Here is a 12,676-nt window from a genome sequence, read left to right as displayed (position 1 = left end):
TCAGGAAGACATGAAAACATTACTGCGTCTGTTGAAAAGTTTCTGGGTGCTGCTGCCATTGCTGTGGCTGGCTAGCCTGTTGATTTGCTGGCTGGCCGCGCCGCTGGTGCCGTGGCTGCGTCATCACGTGCCTGAAGCGCTGGCAATCATCAGTGCCTGCTTCCTGCTGGTAATCGTGCTGCGCCAATACCAGCGCATTCGCGCCGAACACAACCTGGAGAACCTGCTGCAGATCGAGGTCGACCGCTCGTGGAATGCCACTGGCGAGTTCCGTGACCAGCAGGTGCTGCGTGAGCGCCTGAAGCACGCCATCGCCATGCTGCGCACCGACCGCTCCGCGGGTGGCGGCGGCAAGGCGGCCCTGTCCGACCTGCCCTGGTACCTGGTGGTCGGCATGTCGGCGGCCGGCAAGACCTCGCTGCTGACCCATTCCGGCCTGTCGGCCAGCATCGCTACGGCCAACGACAGCGAAAGCGGCACCCAGCACTGCGACTGGTACTTCAGCCCCGACGCCGTGATGATCGACACCGCCGGGCGCTACCTGCGCGACGACCAGTCGGCCAGCGAGTTCTCGGCCTTTCTGCGCATGCTGCGTAAGCAGCGCGGCAAAGCGGCGATCAATGGCCTGGTGCTTGTGGTCAGCCTGCCCGAGCTGCTGGCGGCCAACAGCGATGAGCGCAATGCCCTGGCGGCCCAGCTGGTGGCACGGGTGGAAGAATACGCCGAATGCCTCGATGCCAACCCGCCGGTTTACCTGATGCTGAGCAAGACCGACCAGTTGCCGGGCTTCAGCCAGGCTTTCGACGGCCTCGACCTGCACGAACGCCAGCAGCCGCTGGGCATGACCTTTGGCCTTTCGGAAATCCGCACCAACGGCCTGCACGCCGTGCTGCAGACGCGCCTGAAGAAGCTGCAGGCTCATATTCGCCAGCACGTCGACGCGCAGATGATCGCCCTCGGTGCCGAAGCCGACAGCACCCTGCTGAATTTCCCGCAGTACTTCGCCGCCCTCAGCGGTGTGCTCGAGCAATTCCTCGACCACTTCACCCGCGGCCATCGCGGCGGTGCCCCGCTGCTGCTACGTGGCCTGTACTTCACCAGCGCACTGCAGAACGGGCAGCAACTGGGGCAGGTCTATGAAGACGTCATCGCCGACGAATTCGCCCTGCAGGCCGCCTACGATGAACAGGCCGGGCACGTCGGCAAGGCCCTGGGCAACCGCAGCTACTTCATCACCGACACCTTCCGCCAGGTGATCTTCCCCGACCGCGACCTGATCCTTTACCAGTCGCGCCTGGGCCGCCAGGCTGCGTTCAGCCCGCTGCTACTGGGCCTGGCCGCCGCCACCGGGTTGCTGTTCATCGGTTGGCAAGCGCTGTCGTTCGCCAATAACCGCCAGTGGCTGGACAGCCTGCGTGGGCAGCTGGCGCACATCGAGCAGGCAGCAGACCGCGAGCAGCAGCTGGCCGCAGGCAAGGGCCTGGAAGTGCTGCGTGAGCAGATGGCCAACGTCGAGGCCCATCGCCTGCAGGGAGTGCCCTTGCAGCTGGGTGGCGGCCTGTACCAGGGCGAGGCGATTCACCAGGTGACCCGCAGCGCCTACCTGGCGCAGCTGCGCAGCCAGGCGCTGGAACCGATCGCACGCAGCCTGCAAGTGCAGATGCGGGCGTTCAACACCTTCGCCAACGGTATCAACCAGGAGCTGGAATTCACCCCGGCCCCGCTGCCGAAGAAGCGCAATGGCAAGCCGCTGGCCCCTGCCGTTGCAGCCAGGGCCAAGGCCGCGCTGGGCAACACCCGCGCTGGCGCCTATGCCGCCAAGGTCAACCTGGCCACTGCCAGCGATGGCGCCGAGCTGTCCGCCGCCACCGGTGGGCTTTCACTGTCCGAAGAAATGCTCGGGCGCCTGGACGAGCAGCAGGTGGCCTCGATCATCGAGGCCTACAACACCCTCAAGCTGTACCTGTTGCTGACCGAGCCCCAGGCCCATCCAGACCCGGCCTTCGTCGCTGCCAGCCTGCCCCAGGCCTGGGCCAGCGCCGCAGCCGAAGGCACCCCGGCCGACGCTGGCGTGATCGCGGAAAATGCCCCGCTGTACGTGCAGTTGCTGGAGCAGGGCCAAGCGCCGTCGTTGCCGCGCAACGAACAGTTGATCAACGAAACCCGGCAGAACCTCAAGTCGTTCATGATCTCCAGCTCGCTGGTCGATCGCGAGTACCTGCGCCTGCAGCTCGAGTCGAGCCGGCAGTTCCCGGCGCTGAGCCTCAACGACCTGGTCCCGCAACCAGGCCGCGCGCTGCTGTACGGAACCGCTGGTGTGCCGGCGATCTACACCCGCCAGGGCTGGGACACCTTCGTCAAGCCCGAGCTGATCAAGCTGGTGTCGGGCAACCTGCGCAACGAGTCGGACTGGGTGCTGGACGGCGAAGGCGGCGATGCCCTCGTGCAGAAGGCCAACTTCGTGCGCGAGTTCATGACCCGCTACAAGCGCGACTACACCCAGGCCTGGTACAAGATGGTCAGCAGCGTTGGCGTACGCCACTTCGCCGACCTGGCCTCGGCGACCCGGGAGCTGGGGCTGTTGAGCGACGTGCAGAACTCGCCAGTGAAGAACCTGCTGCAAGCGGTCAACGACAATACCCAGTGGGACCTGCCGGTCAAGCAAGCCATCCCGGCCCCCGGCACCCCCCGCGATGACGGTTTCTGGAGCAAGGTCACCGGTCTGTTCGACGCCAACGACACCCTGCCTGCCAACGTCGCCCCGGCCCTGCCGGCGGTGGACGACGGCAGCCTGGCCAAGCGCTTCGAGCCGGTGGCGCGGGTGTTCGCCGAAAACAACGCCGAAGGTGCCGACAGCACCATCATGGACCGCTACCTGGCCGCCTTGCGCAAACTCAAGGTGCGCATGAACAACATCCAGCGCTCGCAGGATGTGGGCAAGAGCAGCAAACAGTTGATCAGCGAGACCCTGGAAGGCCAGCCGAGCGAAATCACCACCGTGCGCAACTACGTGGAAAGCAGCGTCGACACCAGCCAGGATGGCCTGTCGCGCTCGCTGCAGGGGTTGTTCAGCCTGCCCATCCAGTATGCCTGGGCGACCCTGCGCGACCCGGCCGGCGAGCAGATCGCCAAGGCCTGGGCGCAGCAGATCGCCAAGCCCTGGGAGCAGGTCATGGCACACCGTTACCCGATTGCCGGCAGCAGCCGCAACGAGGCTTCGGTGAAAGACCTGCAACGCTTCGTAGATCCCGACAGCGGCCTGCTGCCGGCCTTCAAGCGCAACGAAATCGGCAACCTGGCCGGTGGTGAAGGTCTGGGTGTGGGCGATGGCAAGGGGCCGGCGCTGGTCAACCCTGGCATGCTCAACAGCATCGACAAGGCCAGCTCCGTGGGCCAGGTGATCGCCAGCCTGTCGGACCGTGACAACGGCTTCGAAATCATGCTGGAGCCTTCAGCCAACTTCACCGACATCGTCTTCACCCTCGATGGCCAGGAGCAGCACTACCGCAACGGCCGCAGCAGCTGGAACCGCTTCGCCTGGCCGGGCACCAGCACCGCGCCGGGCGCGCGCCTGGACGTCGTCACCCTGAGCGGCACACGGGTCACCGTGTTCGACTTCCCAGGGCGGTGGGGCCTGCTGCGCATGAACGAGAGCGCTCGGGTCGACGACCTGGACGGCATTCAGCAACGCTTCAGCTGGAACACCGCCAGTGGCCGCGTAAGCCTTGTCGTGCGCAACTTCGGCGGGGTCAAGCTGACCGATCTGGGTGACGTCAAGGCCCTGAGCGCCCTCAACAGCAGGGGCGCGCAATGATTGGTTGCTTCGGCAAGCTGCCGTCGAGCGCAGATTTCGTCAGCCTGCATGGGGCGGCGGAAGAAGTCTGCGAGTTCGACGCCTGGTTGCAGTCATCGCTGGCAGCCATGCGCTACCGCGATGACTGGCAGGCGTTGTTCGACGCGCTGCCGATGTGTTTTTTCACCTACCGCGCACGCAACGGCAACTGGCTACTGGGTGGCCTGCTCAGCTCGCGCGATGCCAGCCAGCGGCGCTACCCGTTCTTCATCTTCCAGTTGCTCAAGGGCGATGACAGTACTGGGCTGGTCAACCCGTTCACGCTTGGCGAGCTGTTCAGCGCGCAGATCAAGCCGATGCTGCACCAGGCCGTGCAAGGCGCCGACTGCACCCGCCTGTTCGAACGGATCAAGGCCTTGCGCCCGCTGCAGGGCCAGGACCTGGACCTGTTCCGCCGGGTGCACGCCAAGTTCCTGCATGATTTCAGCTTCACGGATGTGGCCCGTGCCCTTCATGGGTCCTGGCCAGGTTTCGACAGTGCCACTGCCCTCGCCCACCTGCAGCTCGGCCGTGCCTCGCTGCTGGGCGACTTTGCAGGCGGCATCGAATTGCCGTTGCCGGCCGAACGTGGCCTTAAAAACCCCACTGCCGACCTGTGGCTGACCTGGCTGGCCCGCATGAGCGAACACCGAGCGCTGCCGGCAGTGAGCCTGTTGGCCGACGATTTCATGCACCCGCAGCTGTACTGCTTCCCGGCGCGCCACGCCAGCTGTGCCTACCGCCTGCTCAGTGGCTGTGCCGACCCGCGCCAGCACCTGGAGTTGCTCAGCCCGCTGACAACGGTGCCACGGCTGCACGATTACGACCGCCCCCTTGAACATGTCATCGACCAGTTCGTCGATGCACTGGATGCGACACCTGTATGAACAAGCTCAAGTACTACTGCCTGCGCTACCAACCCTACCTGCTGGGCGTGGCATTCTTCCTGGCGATCTTCCTGGTCTGGGCCATCGGCCGAGCCTTCGGCTTCGCCTCGCTGCACAGCCTGCTGGCCGGGATCGGCGTGTTTCTGCTGCTGTCGGCGGGCTATGTACTGCTGCTGTACCGCGGCGTAGGTCAGCACCACAACCTTGAAGGCCTGCTGCGCGACGACGCCGACCAGGCCGTACTCAGTGCAGCCCCGGCCGACCGGGAAGAAGTCAGCCTGTTGCGCGAGCGCTTGCTGCAGGGCATCGAGCGCCTGCACAGCAACAAGCCGCGCGGTACTTCGAACAAGGATGCCCTGTATGCCCTGCCCTGGTACCTGGTCATTGGTCAGCCTGCCGCCGGCAAGAGCACGATGATCCTGCAGTCGGGCCTGAACTTCCCTTATGCCGAGCGCGAAGGCGTGCGGGTCGCGGGCCTGGGCGGCACGCGCAACTGCGACTGGTTCTTCAGTTCTGAAGCGGTACTGCTGGACACTGCCGGGCGCTACATGAACAGCCCCGAGGAAGCCGGCAAGTGGCGCGGCTTTTTGCAACTGCTGCGCCAGCATCGCCAGCGCCGCCCCCTTAACGGCTTGATCGTCAGCGTCAGCATCGCCGATATCCTGCATGGCTCGGTCGAAGACCAGGAGCGCGTGGCCAAGCGCCTGCGCGAACGCATTCAGGAAAGCTGCGCGCTGCTTGAAGTGCGCCTGCCAATCTACCTGGTTTTCACCAAGTGCGACCTGATCCCTGGTTTCACCGCGTTTTATCGCCAGCTGGACGACGCCGCGCGTGGTGAAGTGATGGGTAAAACCTTCTCTCACAAAGGTTACGAGCAAGCCGACTGGGGCCAGCGCTTCAGCAATGCGATGGACGAGCTGACCCGTTACTGGGGGCAGATGGCGAGCCAGCAGCTGGTGCAGCAGGACATCCAAGTCACCCGGCGGAACGACGCTGCCTACCGCTTCCCGCTGGAGCTGGCCGCGCTCAAGCCGCGCCTGCATCAGTTCGTCGACAGCCTGCTGCGTGACAACCCTTACCAGAATGCCGAAATGCTGCGTGGTTTCTATTTCACCGCGGCGCTGCAGGCCGACGAGGCTCAGTGGGGCTGCCACGGCCAGCATGTGGCCGAACGCTTCGCACTCGAACACGCAGAAGGAACGGGCACTGCCGGCAGCCAGCCGGCGCCGCTGTTCATCAACAGCCTGTTCCGCAAAGTGATCATTCCCGACCAGCATTTGGTGGCGCTGTACACCAGCAACCACCGTGAACGCCGGCGCAAGGCCGGGTGGGTTGGCGCCGCCGGCCTGGCGGCACTGGTGCTGTGCAGCCTGTGGGGCTGGTCGTACCTGAACAACCGCGCCACCCTGGCCAGCATTGCCGGCGAACTGGCCCAGGCCAAGGCCGACGACCAGGCGGCCAGCGGCCAGTACACCGCCTGGCGAAGCCTAGACCGCCTGCGCTTCTGGGCTGCTCACTACCATGAGCAACACCACGCAAAGGGCGTGCCCCTCGGCATGCGCCTGGGCCTGTACCAGGGCCATGAGGTCGAGCCGCTGCTGCGCGACCGCTACTTCGCCACGTTGCAGAATGTGATGCTAAAGCCCACGGCCGATAATCTGACCCGCACCCTGTACCTGCTGACCACGCTCAAGGTCTACCAGCGCAACACCCGTGAGCTGCAGCCAGTGAGCGGCATTGACAGCGTGGAGGCCGAGGCGCTGCCCCATGACAACCGGGCCCAGTCGATCGCCAATTTCGGAAAGGCGGCCCTGGACACTTACGTGATGCTTTCTCCGGGCCAGCGCGAGCATGCCGACCCGGCGTTTCTCAAGGCGCACCTGCCGGACTACTGGTACCCGGCCATCGCCCGCCATACCGGTAAGAGCATGGCCGCCGCTGGCAGCGAGGCCGGTGGCAACCAGGACTACCTGTACGCCAGCCGCCAGATCACGTTCTACAGCGACCAGATTCGAGAGCCAGATGTACCGCGCATCCTCGACAACGCCTTCCTGATGTCCAGTTCGCGCAACTACATCGATAGCCTGCGGGCCCAGTCACTGCGTGCCATCGAGACCATCACGCTGGAGTCCGACACCCTGTTCGCCTTCGGCCGCGCCGACTTCCAGAGCCTGAAAAACGAAGGCCAGCATCAGCTGAGCGCAATTGCCAGCAAGCTGCTGAACACCCCGAATATCGGCAAGATCATCATCTCGGGGCACGCCGACCAACTGGGTGACAGCCAGGGCAACCTGCAGGTTTCGAAACAACGGGCGCAAACCATCCGCACCTATCTGGTTGGCAAGGGCGTACCTGCCGAGCTGGTGGTCGCGCAGGGCGAAGGCAGCCGCAAGCCATTGGTCAACTGCGACATGCAACAACCGCGAACGCAGTTGATCAAGTGCCTGGAGCCCAACCGCCGGGTGGAAATCGAAGTGCGTGGGCTTAACTGAGCCACGCCGCAATAACCGGTCGCTGGGGCCTCACAGGATGAGGCCCGGGCGGCGGCAAGCTACCTCTGCCGGCACGCCCGGCAAGGTCAAAACCAAGGGGCGCATGAGCAACCCTTTACATGTTGTTAATGGAGAGTTTCACAATGGCATTTGACGCGTATATCCAAATCGACGGCATCCCAGGCGAAGTACTGGATGAAAAACACAAGGACTGGATCGAAGTGCTGGGCTACGAGTACGGCGCCACCCAGGCTACGTCGGCAACCGCCAGCTCTTCGGGCGGTGCGTCCTCCGAGCGCGTTGCCCTGAGCGACTTCAAGATCCGCAAGGCAGTCGACAAGGCATCGGCCAAACTGTTCGAACACTGCTGCACCGGCAAGCACATCGCCAAGCTGAAGCTGAACGTGAACCGCGCCGGTGGCGACAAGGTCACCTACCTGACCATCGACATGGAAGAAGTGGTGGTCTCTTCGGTCAGGTTTGTCGCCGGTGGCAACCAGAGTGGTGAAGACAAGGCGGTCAGCGACCTGCCAGTTGAAGAAATCAGCTTCAACTTTGCCCGCATCAAAACCACCTACACCCAGCAGAACCGCACCGACGGCCAGGCCGGCGGCAACATCGTAGGTGGCTGGGACCGCACCGCGAACAAAGTGTTTGCCTAAGCACGTACCGAACCATGGGCCGCTTCGGCGGCCTGTGTTCCGCAGCGCGCCGGGTTTTCTGGCGCGCTGTTCATTAGCCATGTCCAGAGTGTTCTATGCCTGAAATTCTCAATGACCTCTCGCTGGCCACACTGGTCGCCCCTATCGAGGGTGGCAGTGGTGAAGACTTGAGCTTCTCTGCCTTGTTCGACCAGATCAAGGAGGCACGCCGGGCGGACCCTGACTACCTGACCCAGGGCGACTGGCAAACCGACTTGAAGACTGCCGACTGGGAGCAGGTGATCAACCTGTCGGCTCAAGGGCTTGCGCAGCAAAGCAAAGACCTGATGCTGGTGGCCTGGCTCTGCGAGGGGCTGGCCCAACGTGAACACTTCGAAGGCATCACCTTTGGCCTCGAGCTGACCGAACAGCTCCTGGTTGCGTTCTGGGAAACGCTGTATCCCACCCTCGAAGACGGCCTGGACGAGCGCGCGGCGCGACTGTCCTGGTTGAAGACCACGCTCACCGACATTGCCGGTGGCTTGCCCATTATCCAAGGGCAGCATTTTGGCGTGTTGCGCTATGACGAGTCACGCCATGTAGAAAACCTCGCCTTGCAAAACCCCAAGGCAATGCAGACAGCGCTGAACGAAGGCAAGATCAACGCCGAGATCTTCCAGCGCTCGGTAGCGCTTACCGACACCGATTACCTGCGCGCCAAGGCCCAGCAGATCGCTACCAGCCTGAATGCATGCAAACGCCTGCAGGCCAGCGCCGACCGCCTGTTCGGCCACGAGGCGCCCAGCTTTGCCAGCCTTGCCGACATGCTTTCGCGTGCCAGCCAGCTGGCGGAAAAACTGCTCAAGGACCGCGGCGTAGAGCTACACCCCGCCATCCCGGAGGAAGCACAGCCACAGGCCATGGCTGCCAACCTCCACGAAGCAGGTGAACCGATGAATGCCACGCCCCCGACGACCGCGCCTGCCGCCCTGCGCACCACCCCGCTGACCCGCGACGAGGCATTCACCATGCTTGCGGGCATCGCCCAGTATTTCAAGCAGAGCGAACCGCAAAGCCCGGTACCCTACCTGATCGAACGTGCGATCAAGTGGGGCAACATGCCGTTGGAAGGCTGGTTGAGTGACGTGATCAAGGACAACAATGTGGTGGACAACATCCGCGATGTGCTGGGTACCCGCTAGGGTCTGCAATAAAAGCCTTGAGACGAACGTCAGGTAAGGCGAAAACAGCCGGCGCCCTGCCACCCCACCGGCTCCATCGGGTAGATTCCTTGACTGCTGCCCACGCAAGGGCGCTGCAATTGCTGTTAACTTGAGCGCACTGCTCAGCTTCAGACAAGGACTGCTTCATGCCTCCAAGCCCGACCACCCCAAGCGGTTTCATCCGCGTCCGTGGCGCCCGCGAGCACAACCTGAAGAACATCGATGTCGATATTCCCCGCGATGCCTTGGTGGTGTTCACCGGCGTGTCCGGCTCGGGCAAGTCCTCGTTGGCGTTCTCCACGCTGTATGCCGAAGCCCAGCGGCGTTATTTCGAATCGGTGGCGCCCTATGCCCGGCGCCTGATCGACCAGGTTGGCGTGCCGGATGTCGATGCCATCGACGGGCTGCCGCCGGCGGTGGCCCTGCAGCAGCAACGCGGCACACCGAGTGCACGCTCCTCGGTGGGTAGCGTGACCACCTTGTCCAGTTCGATCCGCATGCTTTACTCCCGCGCAGGCCATTACCCGGCCGGGCAAGCGATGCTGTACGCCGAAGACTTTTCTCCGAACACGCCCCAGGGCGCTTGCCCGCAGTGCCATGGCCTGGGCCGTGTCTACGAGGTGACCGAAGCGACCATGGTTCCCGACCCGTCGCTGACCATTCGTGAGCGTGCGGTGGCGGCGTGGCCAATGGCGTGGCAAGGGCAAAACCTGCGCGACATTCTGGTCACGCTGGGCTATGACGTCGATATCCCTTGGCGCGACCTGCCTCAGGCGCAGCGCGACTGGATCTTGTTCACTGAAGAGACGCCCACCGCCCCCGTGTATGCCGGCCTGACCCCGGCGCAGACCCGCGAAGCGCTCAAGCGCAAGCTGGAGCCCAGCTATCAAGGCACGTTCATGGGTGCCCGCCGTTACGTGCTGCATACCTTCATGCACTCGCAGAGCGCGCAGATGCGCAAGCGTGTGGCCCAGTACATGCGCCCCAGCCCCTGCCCGCTGTGCCAGGGCAAACGCCTGAAGCGCGAAGCGCTGGCCGTGACCTTCGCCGGGCTGGACATCGCCGAACTGTCGCACCTGTCGTTGCAGGCGCTGGCTGAGGTGTTCCGCAAGGTGGCGGCAGCCGACTACCTGACCCGGCAGCAGGACGAGCTGACACTGGAAAAACGCCTGGCGGCCCAACGTATCGCCAAAGAACTGCTCGAACGCATTGATACGCTGCTTGACCTCGGCCTCGGTTACCTGGCCCTGGAGCGCAGCACCCCGACCTTGTCTTCTGGTGAACTGCAACGCCTGCGCCTGGCCACCCAGCTGAATTCGCAGCTGTTTGGGGTGGTTTACGTACTCGACGAGCCGTCGGCCGGCTTGCACCCGGCCGACAGTGAAGCGCTGTTCGAAGCCCTGCAGCGCCTGAAACAGGCTGGCAACTCGGTGTATGTGGTGGAGCATGACCTGGACACCATGCGCCGCGCCGACTGGCTGGTGGATGTAGGGCCAGCTGCCGGCGAACACGGCGGCACCATCCTCTACAGCGGGCCGCCCGCCGGCCTGGCCGAGGTGCAACAGTCATGCACCCGCACCTACCTGTTCGATGCCCCGGTACAGGCCACACGCGCCCCCCGCCAAGCACGCGACTGGCTGAAGCTTGAAGGCATCACGCGCAATAACCTCGATAACCTGAGCGCCGCATTTCCGTTGGGCTGCTTTACCGCCGTTACCGGTATTTCCGGCTCGGGCAAATCCAGCCTGGTCAGCCAGGCCCTGCTGGAACTGGTGGGGGCACACCTGGGCCATGCCGAGCAACCTAGCGAGCCCGAAGCGCAAAGCCTGGAAGACGAACCTGAACAGACCAGCAGCGGCCACGTAAGCGCCGGGCTTGGCAGCATCAAGCGGCTGGTGCAAGTTGACCAGAAGCCGATCGGCCGCACGCCGCGCTCCAACCTGGCCACCTACACAGGCCTGTTCGACCACGTGCGCAAATGCTTCGCGGCGACCGAGCAGGCCAAGGCACAGGGCTTCGACGCCGGGCGCTTTTCCTTCAACGTTGCCAAGGGCCGGTGCGCCAACTGCGAGGGAGAGGGTTTCGTCAGCGTCGAGCTGCTGTTCATGCCCAGCGTGTACGCGCCCTGCCCGACCTGCCAGGGTGCCCGCTACAACCCCGAAACCCTGGCGGTGAGCTGGCAAGGCATGAACATCGCGCAAGTGCTGCAGTTGACCGTCGACCAGGCCCTGCAGGTTTTTGCCGAGCAACCGCCTGCCCGCCGTTGCCTGCAGGTGCTGCAGGATATCGGCCTGGGCTACTTGCGTCTGGGCCAACCGGCCACCGAGCTGTCCGGTGGTGAAGCGCAGCGGATCAAGCTGGCGACCGAACTGCAGCGCATGGCCCGCGGGGCGACCCTGTATGTGCTGGATGAGCCCACCAACGGCTTGCACCCGCAGGACATCGACCGGCTGCTGGTACAGCTGAACCGCCTGGTAGAAAGCGGGCATAGCGTGGTGGTGGTCGAACATGACATGCGAGTGGTGGCACAGAGCGACTGGGTGATCGATATCGGGCCGGGGGCTGGCGATGCCGGGGGCAAGGTGGTGGTCAGCGGCACGCCGCAGGTGGTGGCGGCATGTACCGACAGCCGCACGGCGGCGTTTTTGGCCAAGGCCTTGTGAGCCTTGCGCATTGACTCAACGGAAATTGCTGTCGTTGCCTATCGCTTACATCCACCAAGCCAGCACCACCGGCAACCAGGCAAACGACAGCACCGTAGAACACATCACCAGGTTCGCCACCTGCTCTGGCTCACGGTTGGCCCGCACCGCCATCAGGTAGTTGAACACGGCTACCGGCATCGCCGACTGCACCATCAGCACCGCACGCTCCAGGCTGTCCATACCCAGTACCGCGCCCACTGCCCAGCCCACCGCAGCCCCCAGGCCAATGCGCAAACCGCCCAGCAGCATGCCGCTGCCCACGTGACGCAGGCGAATGCTGGCCAGTGACACCCCCAGGGTCAGCAGCATGAGCGGAATGGTCATGCCGCCCAGCAGGTCTGCGGTATTGGCCAGCCAACGCGGCAGTTCGAAATCGAGAAAAATGATGGGCATGCCGCCGGCCAGGCTGATGACGATAGGGTTGCGCAGCAACGCCTTGAGCGAAGCCGCCGTGCCGGAGATGGCCATGCCGATGGTGAACTGAACGATCGACAGGGTCAGGAAAAATGCCACGGCCAGGGCCAGGCCATGCTCACCGAAGGCATACAGACTGATCGGCAGGCCCATGTTGCCGGTATTAGGGAACATGAACGCCGGCAGCAGTACCCGCCAGTGCATGCCCGACGCGCGACACACCAGCAAAGCGGCCAAGGCCATCCCCAAGGTGCACAGCAAGCACGCCACGGCCATGCTGGTAAAGGCATTCGGGTCCAGGTCGGTACGACTGAGGGTGGACAGTACCAGCGAAGGTGTGCCGACGGTCATCACCACCCGGGCGATGAAATCAGTGGGGTAATCCAGGCCCTTGCGGGCCCAGGCAAAACCAATGCCGGCGACGATGAAAACCGGGGCCAGGACTGCGAACAGCGACGCGAACATGGGGGGCCTTCCTTGGT

Annotated in this window: 7 protein-coding genes; 6 read left to right on the top strand and 1 reads right to left on the bottom strand. The window is 64.1% G+C overall.

The window, feature by feature from the left end:
• Positions 1-10: 10 nt before the first annotated feature.
• From V6093_RS03485 to V6093_RS03460, 6 genes are all read left to right on the top strand, one after another.
• Positions 11-3,814, top strand: a complete 3,804-nt coding sequence (locus tag V6093_RS03485; protein WP_265978770.1) for a type VI secretion protein IcmF/TssM N-terminal domain-containing protein — start codon at positions 11-13, stop codon at positions 3,812-3,814.
• A complete protein-coding gene (gene tagF / locus V6093_RS03480) occupies positions 3,811-4,719 on the top strand; it encodes a type VI secretion system-associated protein TagF (RefSeq protein ID WP_108078564.1) in 909 nt (302 codons plus the stop codon). The genes V6093_RS03485 and tagF overlap by 4 nt, the downstream gene beginning before the upstream one ends.
• Positions 4,716-7,211, top strand: coding sequence for a type VI secretion system membrane subunit TssM (tssM, locus tag V6093_RS03475; protein WP_265978773.1), 2,496 nt, complete (start codon positions 4,716-4,718; stop codon positions 7,209-7,211). Before tagF ends, tssM begins: the two co-directional genes overlap by 4 nt.
• 143 nt (positions 7,212-7,354) lie before the next feature.
• Positions 7,355-7,873, top strand: coding sequence for a type VI secretion system tube protein Hcp (locus tag V6093_RS03470; protein ID WP_003248334.1), 519 nt, complete (start codon positions 7,355-7,357; stop codon positions 7,871-7,873).
• Between the two features lie 95 nt (positions 7,874-7,968).
• Complete coding sequence (gene tssA / locus V6093_RS03465) at positions 7,969-9,054, top strand: type VI secretion system protein TssA (RefSeq protein ID WP_014860345.1); 1,086 nt, start codon at positions 7,969-7,971, stop codon at positions 9,052-9,054.
• 167 nt (positions 9,055-9,221) lie between these two features.
• Complete coding sequence (locus tag V6093_RS03460) at positions 9,222-11,738, top strand: excinuclease ABC subunit UvrA (protein WP_064614356.1); 2,517 nt, start codon at positions 9,222-9,224, stop codon at positions 11,736-11,738.
• A 45-nt stretch (positions 11,739-11,783) separates the two neighbouring features.
• Here V6093_RS03460 and V6093_RS03455 read toward each other — a convergent pair whose 3' ends face one another.
• The gene (locus tag V6093_RS03455) at positions 11,784-12,659 is read right to left on the bottom strand and encodes an AEC family transporter (RefSeq protein WP_003248329.1); all 876 of its coding nucleotides are present in this window, start codon (positions 12,657-12,659) and stop codon (positions 11,784-11,786) included.
• Positions 12,660-12,676: the final 17 nt, after the last annotated feature.

The sequence above is a fragment of the Pseudomonas putida group bacterium ESBL64 genome, assembly GCF_045277175.1.
GTDB classification, from domain to species: Bacteria; Pseudomonadota; Gammaproteobacteria; order Pseudomonadales; family Pseudomonadaceae; genus Aquipseudomonas; species Aquipseudomonas alloputida.
This window is presented reverse-complemented; position numbering and strand designations above follow the sequence as displayed.